Below are 22,763 nucleotides of genomic sequence, written 5' to 3' on the forward strand. Positions count from 1 at the left end.
TCCGGTGCTGCCGGTGAATGGGTGGGACAGGTCCGGTTCTCCGCTGGAGGAGGTACCCCCCAAGTCTTGAACGTGATGCAAGCCACGGGCAACAGGTCCTTGGATGATTACGCTGAACGAGTTATGCAGAGGGGCTTGCGTTACCCCACGGGCACCGTGGATTACGTCGCCAAGGTGACGGTAAGATTCAGCGGAGCGCCAGACTATGAGGTGGACATCATTGTTTCCGATATCGACTACGCCGAATAAGTAGCTTGGTCGTTGTTCTTTGGAAAGATGACTTAAAAAGGGAGTGCCGGGATTGAAAACACTAAAGCGAACACTGCTGGGCCTAATGGCTCTGTGCCTTCTGATGTTGCCGGTTTCCGGTACCACTATGGCTGCAGGCGGGGATGACTTTATCTTAGCCAACGAGTATATTGCCATCACCGTCAATGGTAGCGGCGAGAACACCGGCAGGTTTTCAGTAAATACCACCGGAGGAGATCCCTTGCGCCAAAATGATGACGACAAGCCGCTGATCTACGGCCGGGCCAATCCTTGGACTTCCTACACCACTGTCCGGGTTGATCAACGGGACTACGTCTTTGGAGGCCCAACGAATAAAAGGGCGGGGCAAGGCGTTCCGACGGGAACCTGGATCTCGGGACCGGAATTGGTCGATGACTCAATCGTAACTACCTATGTCATCGCCGGTATCGAGGTCAGCCAGAGGCTTGGGTTTACCCGAAGCTTGACCACTGGCCTAATGGATACTGCTCGGATTGAATATGAGCTTGTCAACAAGGATGTGGTGGAACACAGCGTGGGCCTGCGAGTCGTCCTGGACACGATGCTCGGTGCCAACGACGGTGCACCCTTCCGGGTGAGGGAGCAGTCAATTCTGACAGACACGCGATTTGCCGGATCGGAAGTACCTCAATTCTGGCAAGCCTTTGATTCTGTGAGCAATCCTCAGGTGATGGCTCAGGGTACCCTGCGAGGCAGCGACTTAACAGCTCCCGACGAAATCTACTTCACTAACTGGGGTAGTGTCGCCGATGCTCCTTGGCAGTTCCAATTCCAACCGGGCCGAGACTTCGTTCGCATAGGCGAGTTTGAGCTCGATAGTGCAATGGCCCTGTTTTGGAATCCCGTCACCCTTCAACCTGGGCAAGCTCTGCGCTATGCGACCAGCTATGGAATGGGTGGAATCACCATTGCTCCTGGTCGCTTGTCCCTCGGGGTGACGGCGCCGGCGCAGGTAGTGGCCGATCCCAGCTCTCCGGAAGAGTTTCCTATCATCGCTTACATAGAAAACTCCGGTGAAGGGGAGGCCCTAGATGTTACTGCTATCCTCCGACTGCCTGAAGGCTTTGAGGTTGTTAGCGGATCTACTTTGCGTAGACTGGGCAACATCGATACCGGATCGTCAGCTCAGGTTCGCTGGCAAGTCAGGGCCAGACAGCCACAGGTAGGCACTGCTCAAATCAGTGTTCAAGTCGAGGCCAAGAACAGCGAAACCAACCGAGTCTACCGTAACATCGAGATACTGGCACCGGCTAGGCTTGAGGTGACCGTAAGATCTGAGGAAGTTTCCATCAACGATCGCACTTGGGCACCGGGGGCCTTCGTAGTCGAGGCCAGATTGACCAATACCGGTGGGTCCGTCGCCCATCGTGTTACCGCCTCCTTCCAGGCTCCCTTGGGAATGGCCTTAGCCAAGGGTGAGTCAGAGTTGAAATTTGCCGGTGACATTGGCCCCGGTCAAACGCAAAGGCTTCGCTGGCGCTTAATACCCACGGGGGTAACCGGGGAAGCTATACCCTATTCCATTCGCACAACCTCCAGGGAGACGGGCTCCCGGGTTGTCAATGGCAGTGTCGCCATCCCTCCGGCTCGATCTGCTGTCTGGTGGCAGTGGACAGAGCAGGAGAACGCTCTTGAGGTGGGAGAGGTCCTAGTGGGACACTTGCGGGTGGTCAACCTAAAGGACTTTGCTGGGGGAGCGGGAATCCTACGCTTTGATCCCACGAAACTGCAGGTAACCGGTGGACGGTTGGGGGTAGCCAAGGGTACCTTGATGCGCTTTGGTCCCGATGGACGCCGGCAAGACAGTGATTGGCAGCAGTTGCTGGTAGACAACCAGCGGGGAGAAATTCGCTTCAACGTCGAGCTGGAGAAAACCTATCCCGAAGCCAGTGGTGATTGGCTGGAAATTGGATTTCGGACGGTAGGAACTGGCTCTAGCGCCCTTGAGATTCACGATCTCGTCCTGTCGGCTTCCGAGCAGGAGAGGATTTTGGTTCGGGGCAGAAATCCTTATCAAGTTGAGTAGGTACGGCTTAGGGAGGTAGACTGTGGTGAAACTGACAAGCAATAGGTTTGTGGTTCCGGCGATATTGGTTGCTTTATTGGTTATGGCTTTGGCGGGCACGGTGTGGGCGGCGCCGAATATCAGCGACGTAGCCCCTAGCCATTGGGCCTATCAGGCCGTTGTCAAGTTGGTGGAGGAAGGTTACCTAGAACTTTCCACCGGTAACGCCTTTAATGGCGAGGATTATGTCGATCGGTACACCTTGGCCAGCGTAGTGGCTGAAGTTCTCCATGAGATGGAGAAGGGACGCCTGGACATTTCCCAGGAGGACGTTGCATTACTGCGAAGGCTGACCACGGAATTTAGCAGTGAGTTGGTTTCCTTGTACGAGGAAAACGATGAGTTGTTTGCCCGGGTAGAGCAATTGGAGAAAACTTCTGAGGCTGTCAAACAACAGGTATATGACAGTGTCGACTTTTTGACACAGACCGATGCACAGCTGACGGAAGAAGTGGATCTGCTGAAGCGGGAACTTCAGGCCAGTGAGGCCAATAGTTTGGCGGCCCTGAGCCAGGTGGATGGAAAGATCGAGGCCTTGTCTGCTTCCGTTTTTGAGATCTCCGGAGCCGTAGACAACCTGCAATCTTCCGTAGCAGAGCACAGCCGCATCCTGGATGCAAACTCCGCGGTGCTGGCAGAAGCCATCGAGGCAATTGTCGCTTTGGAAGAGATCTTAGACGTCAACGTTGAGAGCCGATTCCAGGAACGGGAGATGGCCCTGGCAATGGTCCGAGATGAGTTGGCTGCTGCCGACAGCGAGCTCCTACAGACTCTGCAGTCCCAGGGGGTCTCCTTACAGGAGCTAACCCAGCAGGTGCTGGCGCTGGAGGATGGTTTTGGTACTGTCATAGCTGAACAGGAGACGGAAATCACTGAGCTTGAGGCACAGCTTCAGCAGGCCCAGGAGATGTTGGCGGCGTTGGAGCAACGGGATGAAGCTCAAGCTGAAACCATTGCTGCTTTGCAGAAGCAAATTACAGGGTATCAAGGGCGAATCGAGGAACTCAAGGCCGAGGTAGACCTGTTGCGGCAGCGGTTCATCGCGGTAGAGGATACCGTCGTTAGAATCGGTAAAGTTGTCACTACCCTGGATGAGGAATTGGGGAAAGACCTGGATACCAATATTTCCATGGCTCTGCAGCGTTACCGAGTCTTGGAGCAGGATGTCAACAGCCTCCGCCAGGAGCTTAACGAGCAGAAGGCTAGAAGTCTTGAGGAAATTGAGCAGCTGAAGCGCACCAACAGCTTCCTCATGCTCGGCGGCGGGCTGGCCATTATTCTCCTCTTCGTGATGGGTTCATAGTTGTATATTACGGAATTTGCCAAAGAAACGCTGGCTGGACCACAGCCGGCGTTTTTTGTTTGCCGAAGATGGGAACAATTGGTTATGTCAAGGTAATTAGAAAGGGTGTGTCCGATGAAGCCACTCATCGGTGATAGCTTAGAGCCGTGTGTCTTAGTTATTTTCGGAGCCACCGGAGATCTAACTCATCGCAAATTGTATCCTGCTATTTACAACCTGTACCGAGACCAACTATTGCCGGATACCTTCACCGTGGTATCTATCGGCCGGCGTGATAAATCGACGGAGTCGGTCCGCCAAGACGTGGCCGACAGCATTGCCAAGTACTCCCGAGAGAAGTTCTCTGCTGCCGATGAGCGGGACAAATTCCTGTCGATGTTTCACTATCGGCGCTTTGATTTCTATGATGACGAGGGATACCGAAGCCTAGCCCAATTCTTGCAGGAAATTGATCAGCGCCACAACACTCAAGGCCGTTACCTCTTCTATCTGGCAGTGGCACCGGAACACTTTGGCCAGATTGCCACCAAACTACGGGATCACGGACTGACCAGTTCCCAAGATGGCTGGCGCCGGGTGATCATTGAAAAGCCCTTCGGATACGACTTGGCATCGGCCCAACAACTCAATGAGCAACTAAGGGAGGCCTTTTCGGAAAGGGAGATTTATCGCATCGATCACTACCTCGGCAAGGAAATGCTGCAGAATCTCATGGTAATTCGCTTTGCCAATTCTTTGTTTGAACCCCTGTGGAACAACCGCTACATCGATCATGTTCAAATCAACCTCAGCGAGATCGAAGGAATTGAAGGGCGCGGTCCCTACTATGAGTCTGCCGGGGCCCTGCGGGACATGGTGCAAAACCACATGCTTCAGCTGCTCACCTTGACAGCCATGGAGCCTCCCGTCAGTCTTGAGCCCGATGCCATTAGGGACGAGAAGGTCAAGGTGCTGAGAGCCCTGGAACCAATCAATGGCAAAAATATAATCAGCCACACGGTCCGGGGCCAGTACGGAGCTGGAGTCAGTCGAGGCAGGAAGGTGGCGGGATATCGGGAGGAGGAGCGGGTCGATCCCAATTCGCAGACGGAGACCTTCGTTGCTTTGCGCACAGAAATCAATAATTTCCGCTGGGCCGGTGTGCCCTTTTATCTGCGAACGGGAAAGCGGTTGCCCATCAAGTCCAGTGAAATTATTATTCTCTTTAAGGAGCTGCCGGGTATCCTGTATTTTAAGGACTTCTCCGGGCCCCAGGCCAACATGCTGGTAATTCGTGTGCAGCCCCAAGAGGGAGTTTTCCTCCAATTCAATGCCAAGCGTCCCGGGACCAAGCCGGAGATCATCCCGGTCCAGATGGACTTTTGTCAAAACTGTCGCGAGGGAATCAACTCCCCCGAGGCCTATGAACGACTGCTCTATGACGCGATGCGGGGAGACTCCACTTTGTTTACACGCTGGGACGAGGTAGAACATGCTTGGCGGTTCATTGATTCCATCAACGCCGCGTGGAAGGAACAAAAAGTGCCGGTGGAGACCTATCCCGCGGGTTCCTGGGGCCCGAAGGCAGCCCAAGGGCTTATCGCTCGGGATGGTCGACAATGGGTGGATCCAGAAAGGATTGAGTCCCCTTGAAACTCTATGATGTCAGCATGCCGATTGAGGAAAGTATGGTAGTTTACAAGAATAACCCCAACAAGCGCCCTCAGTTGACAATCACTCGGGATTTTGATCAAGGAGCAAGGGAAACCCGGCTGTCCCTTGACATGCATACGGGAACCCACGTTGACGCACCTTTGCACTTCGTCCCGGAAGGTAAGACCATTGATCAAATTCCCCTAGACAGATTACTGCGGTCCTGTCGGGTGCTGGATCTGACCTCAGTACGGGGTGGCATCGAGGTTCAGGACCTTCAGCCGTGGGGTATCAAAGGGGGAGAGTTCATTATCCTCAAGACCCGAAACTCCCTACAGACTCGCCGAGAGTTCGATCCTGAGTTTGTCTATGTTACCGGCGAGGCGGCAGAGTACCTTGTGAATGTGGGGATCGATGGCGTTGGAATCGATGCGCTGGGCATCGAAAGATCGCAACCGGATCACCGCACCCATAGGCTGTTGTTGTCCCATGGGATCTTGATTATCGAAGGCCTACAGCTGGCAGAGGTTCCTCCGGGAGAGTATATGATGAGTGCCTTGCCCCTAGCGGTACCGGGGGCCGAGGCAGCCCCAGCTCGGGTGGTGCTGTGGACTGACTGATGGTTATCCCAGAATATACAGAAAGGTTTTAGTGGGAATAGCAAGAAAATAGAATATAGACACTTTATGTACCTTCTGCTTGAAAACACAGGATAAGCAGGAAAGCAAGTTTAGTTTAGCGAGGGGATGGTTGGCGAGCCAGAAAGGCGGTAAGAATAGGTGCAACCAAAGACAGCATTAGTCACAGTCATAGTCACAGCAATCATGGCATTAGCCCTTACAGTCTTTGCCGTCTACGCCTCTGCACAAGAACCATCTTGGCAGCAAATTCTCGGTGTTGGGCAGAGCAGACTGTTTCAAACCGATACCGGCAGGACGCGAACTTTGGCGATTAAGCTGCTGCAGTCGGGAACCAGTGCAAAGCTGGAGTGGAAAAGTGGAGATACCTTGCTGAGCAGGGAGCTGCTGCAGTTAAGCGCTGATGAAGTTCGCCGCTTCTCCTACTATGATGGTAGGGATTCCTGGGTGCTGACACCGGCGGAACCCATCTTGAGGCTGCCCATTGAACCGGGAGCTACCTGGGAATGGTTCGGTGAAGTCTCCAATGGTAAGCAGTCATTGCCGGGTCAAATGTACTATCGAGTGGGAAACCAGCAACCAGTGACCATCGCTGGGAAGTCCCACTTGGCAACGGAGATAATTGGGTACGGACGAATCGGCGACCTATCGATTATTAAACAGCAGCTGTTTGTCCCTGGGCTTGGCCTAATCCAGGAGGAACAGGTAGTGCATCGGGAGGGACAGCCCGACAGCCTGTCTACCCGGCTCTTGGGGCTCGAGGGAAAGATTCGCAGCTGACGGACAATTGTTAACTAGAGTTTACACTGAATTTACGGGATAGAAACAAGGAAGTGGTAGAATAATCGTGCTTGAAATTGCTCACTAACCAACCTCTCATGCGGCAGCCTCTACTGGCTGCCTATTTTTTTAACCTCAGTCACTATCCAGGGGGCTTTGCTGGTCCATTGGCGGCGCCTGAGACCTTGCCGATTGGATCTTTGCGACTCTAGCCTTGGTTTGAGCCACCAGATCACGAATGAGAGGGAAGGCCTTTCTCGTACCAAAGGTGACGATAGGACGCCCCAACCAGATCATCCCCTGCCGGCGGGACAGATACCCACCGATCCGCATCCAGGTATTGACCGTGGGCAGTGTATCGACGAAAATCCACTCATCGACGTCACCTTCCATCGCAGCAATCGTCGACTTCACTGCGTTGAGTACCATCTGACTTTGGTTTCGCCGAGGAAGGACATAAACATCATGATCACTATCGTCTTTCCCTAAATAAAATAGGGTACCGTGATCGGAAGCAGTCAAGGCATCAAAGAGGGGCACTGCGGTATTGAGAATTTTTGCCGTTGGAACCTGGCTGGCAGAGATCAACCCAAGGTGAATGGCAGCCGCGGTGGCGGTGGAGTGGGAACCTCCGTAGTCATGGTAGACGATCTTCATTGTGCCCAACCCCCCTCCGATAGTGATCACTGTTGTAGTGTGTCCTCAGGTCAAGGGAGGATATACAGAGCGGGATTTCACTCTTCTCAAAGCCCTTGCAATTGCAGGGTATCGGGTATCTAACTGAGAATATGAACTAGGTGTAGGTGTTTTTTCTGCCGGTAGAATCAGGATAGAGAGAGGGAAGACACGATGCCGAAATCAACTAGCAATGGCTTGTACCGACGGGTGTTTCTCTTGGCCATACCCATCGCTCTGCAAAACGTGATCACGTTATCTGTTGGACTAGCGGACAACCTGATGGTGGGCTCCTTGGGAGAAATGGCCCTGTCGGGCGTGTACGTGGCCAACCAATTGCAAAGTCTTCTGCAGATGTTAATCGTTGGGTTAGGTGCGGCGATGACCATTCTTGTTACCCAATATTGGGGAAAGCGAGATGCCAAGAGTGTCAAGAGCATCATTGGAATCGCACTAAAGTTCAGCATTGCCGCGGGTTTAGCCTTGACCTTGGCAACACTGTTGTATCCTGTCCAGGTGCTGCGGCTGTTTACCAACGATCCAGCGGTAGTTGCCACGGGTCTTGAGTATCTGAGCATCGTGCGGTTCTCCTACATTTTCTTCTGTGTTACCCAGGTAATGATCGCAGCGATGCGAAGCGTGGAAAGAGTTAGGATCGGCATGTACCTGTCGATAGTCACCTTCTTTGTCAACGTCTCCCTCAACTGGGTCCTGATTTTCGGTCATCTGGGTTTTCCTGCCCTCGGGGTGAAGGGTGCTGCCATCGCCACTCTAATTGCCCGGATCCTAGAGACACCGATAATCTTGTACTACGTACGGGTAATCGATGATCAGCTGCGGATCAAGTTTAGTGAGCTGATTCGGACCAATTGGGTCCTGGTAAAGGACTTCTTCCGCTATGGATTCCCGGTGATTATGGGCGACATCTTCTGGGGAATCAACATCGCCGTACAGGGGGCCATCATCGGTCGACTCGGTGCTACAGCCCTAGCTTCCGTTAGTATTGCTAATATCGTCTTCAACATCGTTGGTGTAGCGATGCGGGGAGTGTCAGGGGCAACCGCGGTGATTATCGGGCAGACTGTGGGGGCCGGTGATTATGACCGGGTGAAGGACTATGCTAAGCGCCTTCAGGTCCTGTTTCTCATCGTCGGGGTGATTTCTGGAACGGTCCTATACTTCGTCAAGGACTATGTCATCTTGTTATATAACGTCGGTCCGGAAACGATAACTTTGACTAGACAAGTTCTCACTGTCTTATCGGTGACCATCGTCGGAACTGCTTATCAGGCCTCGGCCCTAACCGGTATTGTTCGGGCAGGAGGGTCCATCTACTTTGTCCTGATCAATGACCTGATCTGGGTCTGGTTGGTGGTGATTCCCTCGGCCCTGTTGGCAGCCTTCGTGTTCAATGCATCGCCGGTGGTGGTCTTTGCCTGCCTCAAGTGCGACCAGGTGTTAAAGTGCGCCGTGGCTGTCGTCAAGGTCAATCGCTTCAAATGGATCAAGAATCTGACCCGGGATACCGACGCACTAGAGCAAGCAAGTGCCTAAGAAGTTGCTGCTATCGGAAGACTTGTTCTCATTTGCCCGGAAACTCCGCAGGGAACCCAATAAGAAGGCCTCGCAAGCTCCTTGTTCTGTGGAGTTTTCCGATTAATATCTAGATAGAAGGGGTCTGAAATTGGATCGGATACAGGTTGAAACTAAGTGCAAGAAGGCATTTTTTGTCACCTTTGGCTGTCAGATGAACGAAAGGGATACCGAAACGATGAAGGGTCTTTTGGCCCAGGACGGATATACCTTCACCGATTCCCCTGAGGATGCTGACCTCATCGTATACAACACCTGTTGTGTCAGGGAAAATCCCGAGCGGAAGGTGTATGGTCAGGTGGGCAGTTTGAAGGAGCTCAAGGAGAAGCATCCCGATCTAATAATTGCCATTACCGGCTGTATGCCACAACAACCTGAGGAATTGGAGCAGTTGCGGCAGCGTTTGACCCATGTGGACCTGATCATCGGAACCCACAACACCCATCGCTTGCCGGAGCTTTTGCATAGAATTGAAGAAACTGGGGAAAGAATCATTGAGGTTTGGGATGAGCCCGAGGGCATCGTCGAGGGGCTTCCTGCACAGCGGGAGGGAAGGTTCAAGGCCTTTGTCAACATTATGTATGGGTGCACCAACTTCTGCACCTATTGTATTGTGCCCTATACCCGTGGCCCCGAAAGAAGTCGCCACCCGGAGGAAATCCTCAAGGAAATCACCGACTTGACGGAAAAGGGGTTCGTCGAGTTCACCCTGTTGGGGCAAAATGTGAACTCCTACGGTAAGGATCTGGGGCTGGACATGGATTTTGCTGCTCTGCTGCGCCAGGTAGATGCCATTCCCGGAGTGCGCCGCATTCGCTTTATGACGTCGCACCCCAAGGATATTACTCCGGCACTAATTGATGCTATGGCAGAACTACCGAAGGTCTGTGAACATCTGCACCTTCCCGTCCAGGCGGGCAGCAACAAAGTCTTGCAGCAGATGAATCGCAAATATACCGTTGAAAGGTATCTAGAGATCGTGGACCGGCTGCGGGAGCGGATTCCTAACATCCACTTGACCACTGACTTAATCGTAGGATTCCCCGGTGAAACAGAGGAGGACTTCCAGGATACCCTGGATCTGGTGCGGCGAGTGGAGTACGACTCGGCCTTTACCTTTATATACTCACCTCGCACCGGGACGCCCGCGGCAAAAAGATCGGATCAGGTACCAGAGGAAATCAAGAAGGATCGTATCCATCGCCTCATCGAGCTGCAGAACAGCATTAGTGCTGAGAAGAACCAACGGATGGTGGGCAAGGAAGAAGAAGTCTTGGTGGAGGGAAGGAGCCAAGGCGGCAACAACACTTGGGTGGGCCGGACCCGAGGTAACAAGCTCATCTCCTTTATCGTAGAAGAAGGGGATTTCATTCAACCTGGGGACTTTGCAACGGTAAGAATCACAACGGCCCAGACCTTTAGTTTGCAGGGAGAACTTGTCAAAGACTAGAGGGGGATGTCTAGCTTATGCGGGAAACCAAGGGCAGGAAAACAGTCATCGCACTGGATGAAGACCAGAGTCTCTTTGAAGTTGGCTCCAGGGAAGTGTGGCAGCTGCCGCTGATCAGTAGTGATGGTGACGTGGTCGGCGTTGTCGTCAGACAGGTGATTGAAGCCCGCATGTATACAGTTCGCTACTTGATAGTGTTTTCCCCGCAAAGGGATAGACAGTTTGTGATTCCTGCCAATGCTCTGGCCGATATCACTGCCGATGGGGTGGTGTGTAATTTGACCAGTCAGCAGTTAGAGAGTCTGCCTACCTTTTCTCAGTCTTTGACCAAAGCGGAGGAGGAAGAGATCTATTCTTATGTGCCGCAGACGCCTTATTGGATCGAGGAGCAATGGGTGAGGAACCAAGGGCCACCGCAAAAGGATAACTAAGCAAGTTTACGGGAGCCGGGTGATGAAAAATCCGGCTCCTTCGGTAGAGAGCATAGGAAGAAGCGGGTGATGTTCCGGTGTCACAGACCAAACTAACTCCAATGATGCAACAGTATTTCTCCATCAAGAACCAATACAAAGACTGCTTGCTCTTGTACCGCCTGGGGGATTTCTACGAGCTCTTTGCTGAGGACGCCAAGGTCGCCTCAAAGGTATTAGATATTACTCTAACCGGGCGGGATGCTGGATTAGATGAGCGAATTCCCATGTGCGGCGTACCCCATCATGCCGCGGATTCATACATCGCTACTTTGGTGAAAAAGGGGTATAAGGTTGCCATTTGTGAACAGGTAGAAGACCCCAAGGAGGCCAAAGGGGTGGTGAAGCGGGAAGTAGTCCGGGTGATTACTCCCGGGACCGTGATTGACCAAGATATTCTGCCCCACAAAGCCAATAACTACCTTGCGGTTTTATCCTGGCATCAGAAAACCGTGGGAGTGGCCAGCGTCGATGTCTCCACGGGAGAGTTCAGGGTGACGGAGTTTTCTGGCAGCAATGGGCAGCAGTCCCTGCTGACGGAGCTGGAAAGGTTGCGCCCAGCTGAGTGCTTGGCCGATCCTCAGCTCCTGGAGCAAAGGGGAATCCGCGACGAGATTGCAAAAGCCCTAGGTGCCGCCCCAGCAGCCTACGACTCCCGGGCCTTTCATCGCGATGCTGCTTACCGGAGCCTAACCCAGCAGTTTAGAGTTTCCTCCTTGATGGGCTTTAACCTTGAGGACAAACCGGCGGCAATCAAGGCCGCGGGCGCACTGCTGAGCTACCTGGGAGAAACCCAGATGCGCAGCCTATCACACATCTCATCGGTACAATACTACCTGCCCGATGGTTTTATGGCCATTGATAGTTCCACCCGTCGCAATCTGGAGCTAACGGAAACCCTGCGTCAAGGCTCCTTTCACGGCTCTTTGCTGTGGGTGTTGGACGATACCCAAACGGCAATGGGCGGCCGAAGACTACGCCAATGGGTGGAAATGCCTCTGATCGACATCGAAGCCATCAAATCCCGCCAAGAACTGGTACAAGCTCTCTACGAGGACACTATGCTTCGGGCCACCCTGCGGGAGAGTCTCAGTCAAATCTCTGACATTGAGCGCTTGTGCAGCAAAGCCGTCTATGGTTCGGCTAACGCCAGAGAACTGGTGTTACTTCGTCACTCCCTGCAGCAGCTGCCAGCCATCTATCAAGTGCTAAAGGATAGCTCATCTTCGCCTTTGCGCCAGGTTGCAGACCAATTGGATCTACTGACGGATCTCACCACGCTGTTGGAGGCGGCCCTAGTGGACGAGCCTCCCATTTCTGTGCGAGAGGGAGGACTGATTCGTCCCGGGTATCACGCTGAGCTTGATAAATTGCGGGAGCTGAGTATCGACGGTAGGCGGTGGGTAGCTCGCCTGGAACAATCGGAACGAGAACGAACGGGAATCAAATCCCTGAAGGTGGGCTTTAACAAGGTCTTTGGCTATTACATTGAGGTTACAAAAGCGAACCTTGACCTGGTGCCCGAGAATTACCATCGCAAGCAAACCCTGGCCAACTCCGAACGGTACATTACCCAGGAGCTGAAGGAATGGGAGAGTCAAATCCTGGGTGCACAGGAGCGCTCCGTCGAGCTGGAATACGAACTTTTTGTTGAGGTACGAGAAAAGGTATCTCAGGCTGCCACCAGGCTGCTGGGTACCGCTTCAGTGATTGCCGCCCTCGATGCCCTCTGTAGTTTAGCTCAGGTGGCTGTGGACCGCAATTATGTCCGTCCGGTGCTCTCACCACCAGGAAGAATTGAAATCGTCGGTGGCAGGCATCCCGTGGTTGAGGCGATGTTGACGGGAACAAGATTTGTTCCCAACGATGTTTTGCTCGATCGCTCCCACACTCAGATCATGATTTTGACAGGACCCAACATGGCGGGAAAAAGTACCTACCTGCGAATGGTGGCCTGCATCGCCTTATTGGCACAAATCGGCAGTTTTGTTCCGGCGGAATCGGCGAATATCGGTTTAGTAGACCGGATCTTCACCCGAGTGGGGGCTTCCGATGACCTGGGCACCGGGCAAAGTACCTTTATGGTGGAGATGAACGAAGTCATGTTGGCCCTTTCCCAGGGAACCTCTCGCTCCCTGGTGATTATCGACGAGTTGGGGCGAGGAACCTCCACCTATGATGGCATGGCTCTAGCCCGGGCTATTGCCGAATACATTCACGACCACTTGGGAGCTCTAACCATCTTTTCTACCCACTACCACGAGTTGGCGGATCTAGAGCTGAGTCATCATCGGGTAAAGAACTACCGTCTAGAGGTGTTGGAACGGGGCTCCGACGTGATTTTCCTGTACAAGGTAGCCAGAGGCAGAGCTGACAAGAGCTACGGAATCCATGTCGCTAAACTAGCGGGATTGCCCCGGGATGTAATCCATAGGGCACAGGCGATCCTTGAGGAGTTGGAGACGACCCAAAGTTTCAAACAGATGGATCTGGGATTATTAGCCGAGGAAGCGGCCGCCACCCAGGAACAAGAATCCCTGGGCTGTAGTTTGACGGCGGCCAAACGAATTGTCGAGGAGTTGACGGCCCTGGATCTCAACCGACTGACGCCCTTGGAAGCCATTAACTTGCTGGCGGTTTGGCAGGCACTGGTCAATCAGGAGTGAGGTGAACCCCAATGAAGCGAATTAGGGTACTAGGCGATGGGTTAGCAAACAAAATCGCTGCCGGCGAGGTGGTGGAGCGGCCGGCTTCAGTGGTTAAGGAGCTGGTGGAAAACTCCCTTGACGCGGGGGCTACAATCATCCAGATCACCATCGCCCAGGGGGGCAAGGAACTGATCCAAGTTGAAGACAACGGTGCTGGGATCCCCAGCGACGATGTTCCGTTGGCCTTTGAACGCCATGCCACCAGCAAGCTGCAATCCTCAGATGATTTGTTTGCCATCTCAACCCTGGGATTTCGGGGTGAAGCGCTGCCTAGTATCGCCGCGGTGAGTCAGATGACACTGATTACCAAGACCACCGATGAACCGGCAGGCTCCCTGGTGGAAGTCCACGGTGGCCAACTGATTAAGCATCAGCCCATTGGAGCCAGCAACGGTACCAGCATTACGGTGCGACAGCTCTTTTACAACACCCCGGTACGCTACAAGTTTCTGAAACAGGATGCGACGGAACGCCGCTACATCCTAGATACCGTAACCCAAATTGCCATGGCGCATCCCGAGGTGCGTTTCACCTTAATCGCGGATGGAACGGAGCTCTTTAAAACCGCCGGGGACGGCGATACCCTATCGGTGATCCTAGCGGCCTATGGCCGCAAGGTCGCCGAGGCCATGATCCCCGTCGATCGAACCAAGGATCTGGTGCGAGTGGTGGGCTATGTCTCTAAACCCCACCTCCACCGAGGCACCCGAAAGGACGAAACATTTCTCGTGAATGGCAGGGTAATTGCCTCCCGGATGTTATCCAGTGCCCTGGAAAGGGGATACCAATCCCTACTGCCGGCACGGCGCTTTCCCATCGGGGTCCTGGGCCTGGAACTAGATCCCAGCTTAGTGGATGTCAACGTGCATCCAGCTAAGGCCGAGGTCCGATTTCAGGAGGAGCGGGAGATTTTCCAAAGGGTGATGTTTGCTGTCAAAGAGGCTTTGTTGTCCCAGGACTTGTCCAGCTCCTATGCCCTGGAGAGCAAGGCTCCCCCTCAAAGTCAAAGGATGGATTATCGGGAGTATCGCCAAAAACTTGCCAGCCCCTCACCCTCCCAGAGTTATTCGGACCACAAGCCCCTCCTGTGGGGAAGGGATGAGGTGGCGGCCTCGGGCCCGGTGGTTTCCAGGCCGATAACACAGCCCAGGGAACAGAGTTCCCTTTCCACCTTTATCAGAGAGCGGGACCAAGACCTATGGGCCAGGAAAAAGGTAGTTGATGTCGTTGCGAACAGCAATCCGGCGGAAGGGCGACTCCACTCCCATCCGATGTGGTCGGGATTGGTACCAATGGGTCAATGGATCAATACCTATATAGTATTGGGGCATCGGGATGCTCTGTGGTTAATCGATCAACACATAGCCCATGAGCGGGTATTGTATGAAAAGCTGCGGTCTTCCTACCGGCGCAACATCGGCAGCCAACCCCTGCTGTTACCCCTGCATCTGGAACTTCCCCCCAGTCAGGCGGCGGTTCTAGCCGATCATCTCGAAATGCTTACGGAACTCTCCTTTGGCATTGAAGAGTTTGGCGGAGGGGGCTTTCTGGTGAGGAGTGTTCCCTTGATTTTGGGCCAGCGCTTGGAGCAGGCTAGTATCGAAGAGATGATTGTAGAACTGATTGAACATTGGGAGAAGGGTGGCGACAAACTAGATGCCACTATTACGACTATGGCCTGTAGAGCTGCGATCAAGGCTGGGGATTCCGTGTCCTGGTCAGAGATAGAGGACATTCTCTTAGACTTGGCGGAAACGGAGAATCCCTATACCTGTCCCCATGGACGGCCAATTATCGTCAAGTTGGGGTTGCCTGAGGTGGAAAGGCGCTTTGGTCGTCGCTAACAGCGGGTATTTGACGGGAGAACACAAGAAGTAGAGGCGGTGCAAGGTAGTGAGCAGGGATCCGATTTTGGTGATTGTGGGGCCCACGGCCGTTGGCAAAACAGAATTGGCTGTCAAAGTGGCGCAGAGACTAAATGCGGAAATTATCAGCGCCGATTCGATGCAGATCTATCGAGGAATGGATGTGGGGACCGCCAAGCCAACTCCCGAGGAGCAAGGAGGAATTGTTCACCACATGATTGATGTGGTGGATCCCGATCAGGATTTCACCGTAGCCCAATACCAGGAGATGGTCGAGGAAATACTGGCCTCCATCTCGGCTCGGGGCAAACGGGCTTTGCTGACCGGCGGCACAGGGCTTTATGTCAAAGCGGTGATCGACGGATTCGACTTTCCGGCCCAACCAGAGGATTTTCAACTGCGTCGTCAACTGCAGCAGATAGCACAGACCCAGGGGCCCAAGGCATTACACGACAAACTGCAGCGGGTTGACCCGGTCAGTGCCAGGCGCCTACATCCCAACGATGTGCGGCGGGTTATTCGGGCCTGGGAGGTGTATGAAGTTACCGGGACCCCCCTCAGTGAGCTCCTTGAGCGGCAGGAGCATCGCCCCCCGAGACACGAAGCCCTGTTCTTTGGCCTGACCAGACCCCGGGAGGAACTCTATCTTCGGTGTGATCAGCGAGTAGACCTGATGCTCGAACAGGGCCTACTTGACGAGGTAAAGCAGCTGTTGGAGCGGGGATTTGACCAAAGGGGTACTGCGCTGCAGGCCATCGGCTACAAGGAGCTTATCGGGTATTTGCAGGGACAATACGACTGGGAAGAAGGAATTCGCTTACTCAAGAGAAACACCCGGCGCTATGCAAAAAGACAATATACCTGGTTTCTGCGGGATCGCCGCATTCAGTGGATTGATGTCAGTACTGTGGGCCCTGAGCAGGCAGTCGAAGAGATCGTCAGTGAGTATCAAAGGAGAGCTGCCAAAGACAGCGAAAGTTAACCACAGAGGAACTGGTAGCTGGCACTTGAGTTGGTCACCGGGATCAGAGAGGGGGAATTGCCATGAAACAATCGCCCAGTCTTCAGGACTTCTACTTGAACCAAGTGATGAAAGAGAAGGTCCCTGTGGTGATTTATCTGGTCAATGGCGTCCAATTGCGGGGCGTCGTGAGTGGTTTCGACAACTTTACCGTCTTGTTTGAAACCGATGGCAAGAGTGAACTGATTTATAAACACGCAGTGTCCACGATATCACCGCAGAGCAATATGAATATTGGGTGGCAGGCGAGAAGCCAGCCAGAGATCTAATCAAGCATTGATTATTCGTTATCCCCCGGACTTTTGCAGCCGGGGGATTTTGCCGTTTCTGGACAAGTCACCGATTCCTAAACACCGGCGTATAGATAAAGTACCGAGTTTAGACAAATTTTGATACAAAGTCGGTGATTCCAGTGAAGACCTTGATTCATCATCCAACCACAGACTCAGAGATCTTGGATTTGATCATTCAGGGCAAGATCACACCCTTAGAGGCCTTTGCGCTCTTTCAGGAGCTAGACCAAGGCCGATACAGCCCACGAATTGGTGGCCATAAGCCGAAGGAAGGATTGTCCAACCAAGAGCAACTGGCGGCGGCGATGGAGGAATTAGACCAGCTGATCGGATTGGACAACGTGAAAGCCGCAATCAAGGAAATCCAGGCCTTTGTACAGATCCAACAACTGCGACGGGAAATGGGCCTGGCAGCCGAGCCCGTAGTGCTACATGCCGTCTTTTCGGGAAACCCCGGCACCGGTAAGACCACCGTAGCTCGCATCTTGGGCCGGATTTATCGCGCCATGGGAATCCTGCCACAGGGGCATCTGGTGGAGGTGGAAAGGGCTGACTTGGTCGGCGAATACATCGGTCACACTGCCACCAAGACTAGGGAACAGATCAAGAAGGCGATGGGTGGGGTATTGTTTGTCGACGAGGCATATTCTTTAGCACGGGGAGGAGCTAAGGACTTTGGTAAAGAGGCCATCGACACCCTTGTCAAAGCGATGGAGGATTACAAGAACGAGTTTATCCTGATTCTGGCGGGCTACCGGGATGAAATGGAGACCTTCCTCCAGGTGAACCCAGGCCTCAAGTCGCGATTTCCGCTGCATCTTAAGTTCAGGGACTACTCGGAAAGGGAATTGATCTCCATTGCAGAACAGATGTTCTCTCAGAGACAGTATCATCTGACCCCCCGAGCGAAAATCAAACTGATTTACCTCATCGAAGAGGCCAAGCGCAACTCCCAGGGTAATTTCGGTAATGCCCGTACCGTTCGAAACCTGGTGGAGAAGGCAATTAGGCGACAGGCTGTGCGATTAGTGGCGCAACAGCGCCCCGGCAAGGAGGAATTGATGTCCATCGAAACCGTAGACATCACAAGGGGGTAGCTGTATTGAAGCAGTGTGTGGTGGTCGGAAAGACAAACGTGGGCAAGACCCTATTTGCCTTGAGATTTGCCGCGATGCTGGGCCAGCAGGAGGCAGTGGTCACCTTTCGTCCCGCTAATGGTCCTGACGTGAATCAGAGAATTCCCCTGGCCAAGGGAGAGACAACTTTGACCGGGGAAACTCCCCATTTGACTCGCTGTCTGCAATCCTTGGAGCTTACTTTGCCCAAGGGTAAAGGACGTAGGAGTTTGACCTTGGTGGATACCTGCGGTTTGATTGAGGGAATTCATCCCAACGAGGAGATTCGACAGGCCATGGCCCAGACCTTGGCCGCCATCAGGCAGGCAGAGGTTGTGCTCCACATGGTGGACATTACTCAAACCTGCCAACCGGGTTCTGCCAGTTGTCTGGGACCGGTGGACTACCAAGTGGCGCAATTTGCTGGACTTCGCCCCGGTTATGCCCTATTGGCCAACAAGATGGATCTGCCCGGGGCCCAGGAGAAACTAAAAAAGCTTCGCACTGAGTTTACCGACTATGTCATCATTGCCCTATCGGTACTGCGGGGCCAGGGGATGAAGGAGGTGAAGCAATTTGTTTGGCGTCATCTCTAGATGGCAGGTGCCTAGCTGGAAAGTGGTACTTAGTATCGTCGTTACCGCTTTTGTGGTGCGTCTGATGGATGATTTCCTCGATCGTCACTATGATCAAGACGGGGGCCGACTCACCTTGGCTGGGGTGCTGCAGGAGGGAACTTTGCCCTATGCTCTCATCGCAATGGGAGTTGCCACCTATTTATCTCCTCCTTGGGCACTATCGTTGTTTGCCGCGGCGTATTCTATAGGGATGACCGGTGAGCTGGGCAGGCAATATCCCTCGGGGCTTCCGGGATATGTGGAATCAGCGCTAATCCTGTCGGGGGTTCTGCTTTGTTTTGGTTGGCGCCAAACAGTATTTGCACTGCTGTTGATCGGTGGGATTCAGGGGTGGGATGATGTGATGGACTACTGGCAGGACCGGAGCCGAGGTAGCAGGAATTGGGCGGTGCGTTGGGGAATCAACCCGGTGCGCTTTTTCTCCCTAGGAAGCCTCCTGTTGGCTTTAGCGATGAGTCCATGGCAGGCGCTTGTGGGACTAATCAGCGTTCCGTCTATCAACTGGATGTCCCAGCGGCTGGCCGAAAGGGGAGGGAACAATGATGCTCCACCCAAGGGTTGAGGTCATCGCTATCATAGGCTTTGCCTGTTTGGTGGTCGGATACCTCTTTGGCCATCACATCGGCAAACGCTTTGGAATTAAGCTGGGGGCCGCCCTGGCCGCGATTAGTCTTCGCCAGGAGACCTTACTCTTGGGACGCTGTCAAATTTGTGGAGCTGACAGTGATATTAACGCCGTGGAAGCAGAGGAAGAACTCCGGATTGGCGAAAAACAGCCATGTATACAGGATTGAAGGGCGCATTAGCCCCTAGCAGCGGCAGGTTTCCCGGGAGCGCCTGAGGAAAACAATAACAGCAGGCGCGAGGGCACAAGTTTTACCTGCAAGATGGAGGATTGCTATGTATACGGCTAAGCGAATTCAGAAGTTACCACCATATCTATTTGCCAGTATTGACCAAGAGATTGCCGAAGCTAAGGCCAAGGGCGTGGATATTATCAACTTGGGTATGGGGGATCCCGATCGACCTACACCCGACAACATCGTCGCCAAGCTCGTGGAGCAGGCGCAAAACCCGGCAACCCATCGTTATCCTTCCTACTCGGGAATGCGGGAGTTTCGCCAGGCTGTTGCCGACTGGTACCGGGATAGATTTGCGGTGGGGCTAGACCCTGATACCGAGGTTGTGGCATTGATTGGGTCCAAGGAAGGCATTGCCCACATTTCCCTGTGTTTTGTCGACCCCGGTGATATCAACTTGGTTCCTGATCCTGGATACCCTGTATACGCTACAGGAACGATGTTTGCCGGCGGCGAAAGTTACAAAATGCCACTACTGGAGGAAAATGGCTTTCTCCCCGACCTGAATCAGATTCCAGAGGAGGTCGCCAAGAAGGCCCGGCTGATGTTTCTCAACTACCCAAACAACCCCACGGGCGCCATCGCCGATGAGAAATTTTTCCGTGAAGTCATTGCCTTTGCCAAGGCCTATGACATTATTGTTTGTCATGACGCTGCCTACACTGAGGTGGCCTTTGATGGGTATCAGCCCATCAGCTTTCTCCAGGTACCGGGAGCCAAAGAGGTGGGGATTGAGTTCCACTCTCTGTCTAAGTCCTTTAACATGACAGGATGGCGGTTGGGTTGGGCAGTGGGCAATTCCCAGGTAATCGAAGCCTTGGGCCGGCTCAAGAGTAATATTGACTCCGGTGTATGGGAAGCTGTACAATATGCCGGGATCGAAGCCCTTAGAGGACCCAAGGAGAGCATAGAGGCCATGCAGCAGCTGTATGCTCGACGAAGGGATGTGGCCGTTGCAGGCTTGGAGAAATTGGGCTGGCAGCTGAAGAAACCCCAAGCCACCATTTATCTTTGGCCCCGGGTTCCCAAGGGGTACACCGCCACCGAGTTTGCTCAGATGCTGCTTGAAAAGACTGGTGTAGTGGTGACTCCGGGGATAGGGTACGGTGAATACGGTGAAGGCTATTTTCGTATCTCCCTATGTGTGGAGGAGTCCCGCTTAGCGGAAGCCATCGAAAGGATGGAGTCGGCTGGGATTAGATTCCAACCATAGACTAGAGGATGAGGCGACAATGATTAAGTCATTTTCCTTGGAATTTAATAATAAGGAAGAGTTGGACAAAGTTGTTGACAAGTTGTGGTTTGAAAAACAGGTTACTGGAGAAGTCGAGAAACTGCCACTGAAGGATGGGAAGTGGCGCCTAAACGTCCACTCGGAAAAAGCTCTCAGGCAGTCCACCATCGACGCCTTAGCAGGCAAATCCGTCACCGGGGATTTCGACGAGGAGGACTAAGGGTAATAGAGGCAATTACCGCCCCAAAGCAATGGACGTAGCAACCAAACTTGCCCACTACTAGTTTTTCGTTGAGGAAGGAGTCGCTAGCGCTGTGCAATCAAGGGTATCGTCAGAGAACATTGTGGAACTGGTTAGTTCGTTACGGAAACAAGTGGCCCCCCAGTGGGAAGAAGTCGACCAAATCGCCTTAGCTAACCAAAGGCGAGTCCTGAAAGCCTTTCACACCCACAGGGTTTCCGATTATCACTTTGCTGCCGGAACTGGTTACGGGTATAATGACTCCGGGCGGGATGTGCTGGAGGCTATCTACGCCGAAGTTTTCGGGGGGGAAGCAGCCTTTGTCAGACCGCAGCTGGCCTCGGGGACCCACGCCATCAGTGCCTGTCTCTTTGGGTTGTTGCGCCCAGGCGATGAACTGCTTTATGCCAGTGGTGCTCCCTATGATACCCTTCAGCACGTAATCGGCGGAGACGATGCACCCCCTTCTTCCCTGAAAGCCTGGGGAATCGGCTACCGGCACGTTGAGCTTAACCCCGACGATACCCTGGATATTACTGGGATTATCAACAGCATATCGCCCCAAACCAAGGTGGTGGCGCTACAGCGTTCTCGGGGATACTCCTGGCGTCGGGCCCTGTCCGTGAGGGAAATCGGTGAGGCCACCCAAGCAATCAAAGCAGCCCATCCCCACGTGGCGGTGTTTGTCGATAACTGTTACGGCGAGTTTGTTGAATCCCTGGAACCGGGGCATGTTGGGGTCGATCTGCTGGCGGGGTCATTGATCAAGAACCCCGGTGCCGGCATCGCCCCTGCCGGTGGCTATATTGTCGGGAGGGAAGATCTGGTGGCTCTAGCCGCGGATGCTGCAGTCGCCCCGGGGATTGGCCAGGAAGTGGGTGCCATGTTTGACCTGACTAGGACGCTGCTGCAGGGGATTTTCCTCGCCCCCCACGTTACCGCTCAGGCCGTTAAGGGCGCAATATTGATGGCGGCCGCTATGGAAAAGCTGGGATTTGCCGTGTCCCCGACTTGGGATGAAGCGCGTTCCGATATTGTGCAAGCAATTCGCTTCGAGTCTCCAGAGCCTCTAATTGCCTTCTGTCAGGGAATACAGCAGGCCGGTCCTGTGGATCATTTTGTTAGTCCAGTGCCGGCGCCGATGCCTGGTTACGCCGATAAGGTTGTAATGGCAGCGGGGACCTTCATTCAAGGTTCCTCCATTGAGCTAAGTGCCGACGGACCAATTCGCCCTCCATATATTGCCTATTTGCAGGGGGGCTTGACGGTAGAACACTGTCAAATAGCTGTTGAAGGGGCAATAGCTGCCGTCCAGGCCGCGATGAAGGAAAGGGAGGACTGAACGGCGTCAGGGGCTGCGAAAAAGCGGAACAAAATATCTTGACTTTGGGATGCGATCTGCTAAAATTAATCTGTTCTTTTTTGCATGAAAGGATGATTTCCAGCCATGCAAATTACTAGGAATAAAGGGGGAACTAGATGGAATGAACCATGCTTTGGGGCGTCATGTTCTTTGTGAAGCATACGGATGTGACCCTGAGGTACTCAACGACAGAAAAGCCATCGAACAGATCATGACTGATGCCGCGTTGGCGGCCGGTGCTGAGGTACGGGAAGTTGCTTTTCACAAGTTTAGCCCACAGGGAGTTAGCGGAGTAGTTGTCATTTCCGAGTCGCACCTCGCGATTCATACGTGGCCAGAATTAGGATACGCTGCGGTAGATGTCTTTACTTGTGGAGAGCGAGTAGACCCTTGGGATGCAGTTAACATCCTGCGGGAAAAGCTGCAAGCGCAGAACGTTACTACTTCCGAGGTAAAAAGGGGAATCTTTCAGCACAAGGTGTCAGTGAAGATATCTTGACAAGGGGAGATGAACTACCGTTTGTATGT

At 53.4% G+C, this 22,763-nt stretch carries 21 protein-coding genes; 20 read left to right on the top strand and 1 reads right to left on the bottom strand.

The annotated features are described in order from the left end of the window. Positions 1–301 precede the first annotated feature (301 nt). The 5 genes from GX030_10665 (at position 302) to GX030_10685 (ending at position 6,709) form a co-directional block, all read left to right on the top strand. Positions 302–2,317 carry a hypothetical protein gene (locus tag GX030_10665; protein ID NLV92834.1) on the top strand — a complete coding sequence of 672 codons (2,016 nt, stop codon included), beginning with the start codon at positions 302–304 and terminating at the stop codon, positions 2,315–2,317. Between the two features lie 22 nt (positions 2,318–2,339). After that, complete coding sequence (locus GX030_10670; protein ID NLV92835.1) at positions 2,340–3,659, top strand: hypothetical protein; 1,320 nt, start codon at positions 2,340–2,342, stop codon at positions 3,657–3,659. Between the two features lie 114 nt (positions 3,660–3,773). Continuing rightward, positions 3,774–5,291 (top strand): glucose-6-phosphate dehydrogenase, encoded by a 1,518-nt coding sequence (locus GX030_10675; GenBank protein NLV92836.1) that lies wholly within the window; start codon positions 3,774–3,776, stop codon positions 5,289–5,291. Then, complete coding sequence (locus GX030_10680; protein NLV92837.1) at positions 5,288–5,911, top strand: cyclase family protein; 624 nt, start codon at positions 5,288–5,290, stop codon at positions 5,909–5,911. The genes GX030_10675 and GX030_10680 overlap by 4 nt, the downstream gene beginning before the upstream one ends. A gap of 159 nt (positions 5,912–6,070) precedes the next feature. Further along, the gene (locus GX030_10685) at positions 6,071–6,709 is read left to right on the top strand and encodes a hypothetical protein (GenBank protein NLV92838.1); all 639 of its coding nucleotides are present in this window, start codon (positions 6,071–6,073) and stop codon (positions 6,707–6,709) included. Positions 6,710–6,844: 135 nt separating this feature from the next. On the opposite strand, the gene GX030_10690 is transcribed toward GX030_10685, so the two are convergent. Continuing rightward, positions 6,845–7,366: a DUF3189 family protein gene (locus GX030_10690; protein NLV92839.1), complete on the bottom strand. Its 522-nt coding sequence runs from the start codon at positions 7,364–7,366 to the stop codon at positions 6,845–6,847. Between the two features lie 192 nt (positions 7,367–7,558). On the opposite strand from GX030_10690, the gene GX030_10695 reads away from it, so the two are divergent. The 15 genes from GX030_10695 (at position 7,559) to GX030_10765 (ending at position 22,734) form a co-directional block, all read left to right on the top strand. After that, positions 7,559–8,938, top strand: a complete 1,380-nt coding sequence (locus GX030_10695; protein NLV92840.1) for an MATE family efflux transporter — start codon at positions 7,559–7,561, stop codon at positions 8,936–8,938. Positions 8,939–9,131: 193 nt separating this feature from the next. Next, entirely contained in the window at positions 9,132–10,427 is a 1,296-nt protein-coding gene (gene miaB, locus GX030_10700; protein NLV92841.1) for a tRNA (N6-isopentenyl adenosine(37)-C2)-methylthiotransferase MiaB, read from the top strand. A gap of 17 nt (positions 10,428–10,444) precedes the next feature. Continuing rightward, positions 10,445–10,858 carry a hypothetical protein gene (locus GX030_10705; protein NLV92842.1) on the top strand — a complete coding sequence of 138 codons (414 nt, stop codon included), beginning with the start codon at positions 10,445–10,447 and terminating at the stop codon, positions 10,856–10,858. A 101-nt stretch (positions 10,859–10,959) separates the two neighbouring features. Continuing rightward, on the top strand, positions 10,960–13,563 hold the full coding sequence (mutS, locus tag GX030_10710) for a DNA mismatch repair protein MutS (GenBank protein NLV92843.1): 2,604 nt from the start codon (positions 10,960–10,962) through the stop codon (positions 13,561–13,563). 11 nt (positions 13,564–13,574) lie between these two features. Further along, on the top strand, positions 13,575–15,449 hold the full coding sequence (mutL, locus tag GX030_10715; GenBank protein ID NLV92844.1) for a DNA mismatch repair endonuclease MutL: 1,875 nt from the start codon (positions 13,575–13,577) through the stop codon (positions 15,447–15,449). A gap of 49 nt (positions 15,450–15,498) precedes the next feature. After that, complete coding sequence (miaA, locus tag GX030_10720) at positions 15,499–16,452, top strand: tRNA (adenosine(37)-N6)-dimethylallyltransferase MiaA (GenBank protein ID NLV92845.1); 954 nt, start codon at positions 15,499–15,501, stop codon at positions 16,450–16,452. A gap of 62 nt (positions 16,453–16,514) precedes the next feature. Further along, the gene (gene hfq, locus GX030_10725) at positions 16,515–16,760 is read left to right on the top strand and encodes an RNA chaperone Hfq (GenBank protein NLV92846.1); all 246 of its coding nucleotides are present in this window, start codon (positions 16,515–16,517) and stop codon (positions 16,758–16,760) included. Between the two features lie 134 nt (positions 16,761–16,894). Continuing rightward, complete coding sequence (locus GX030_10730) at positions 16,895–17,881, top strand: AAA family ATPase (protein NLV92847.1); 987 nt, start codon at positions 16,895–16,897, stop codon at positions 17,879–17,881. A 5-nt stretch (positions 17,882–17,886) separates the two neighbouring features. Further along, positions 17,887–18,495 (top strand): GTP-binding protein HSR1, encoded by a 609-nt coding sequence (locus GX030_10735; GenBank protein NLV92848.1) that lies wholly within the window; start codon positions 17,887–17,889, stop codon positions 18,493–18,495. Then, the gene (locus GX030_10740) at positions 18,476–19,099 is read left to right on the top strand and encodes a hypothetical protein (GenBank protein NLV92849.1); all 624 of its coding nucleotides are present in this window, start codon (positions 18,476–18,478) and stop codon (positions 19,097–19,099) included. Before GX030_10735 ends, GX030_10740 begins: the two co-directional genes overlap by 20 nt. Continuing rightward, positions 19,080–19,331, top strand: a complete 252-nt coding sequence (locus GX030_10745) for a hypothetical protein (protein NLV92850.1) — start codon at positions 19,080–19,082, stop codon at positions 19,329–19,331. Before GX030_10740 ends, GX030_10745 begins: the two co-directional genes overlap by 20 nt. A 106-nt stretch (positions 19,332–19,437) precedes the next feature. Continuing rightward, entirely contained in the window at positions 19,438–20,610 is a 1,173-nt protein-coding gene (locus GX030_10750; GenBank protein NLV92851.1) for an LL-diaminopimelate aminotransferase, read from the top strand. Between the two features lie 19 nt (positions 20,611–20,629). Beyond that, positions 20,630–20,851 carry a hypothetical protein gene (locus tag GX030_10755; protein ID NLV92852.1) on the top strand — a complete coding sequence of 74 codons (222 nt, stop codon included), beginning with the start codon at positions 20,630–20,632 and terminating at the stop codon, positions 20,849–20,851. A gap of 94 nt (positions 20,852–20,945) precedes the next feature. Then, the gene (locus GX030_10760) at positions 20,946–22,214 is read left to right on the top strand and encodes a hypothetical protein (GenBank protein NLV92853.1); all 1,269 of its coding nucleotides are present in this window, start codon (positions 20,946–20,948) and stop codon (positions 22,212–22,214) included. A gap of 142 nt (positions 22,215–22,356) precedes the next feature. Beyond that, positions 22,357–22,734 (top strand): S-adenosylmethionine decarboxylase proenzyme, encoded by a 378-nt coding sequence (locus tag GX030_10765; GenBank protein NLV92854.1) that lies wholly within the window; start codon positions 22,357–22,359, stop codon positions 22,732–22,734. Positions 22,735–22,763 lie beyond the last annotated feature (29 nt).

The organism is Bacillota bacterium (genome assembly GCA_012727955.1).
Classification (GTDB): Bacteria; Bacillota; Limnochordia; order DTU087; family JAAYGB01; genus JAAYGB01.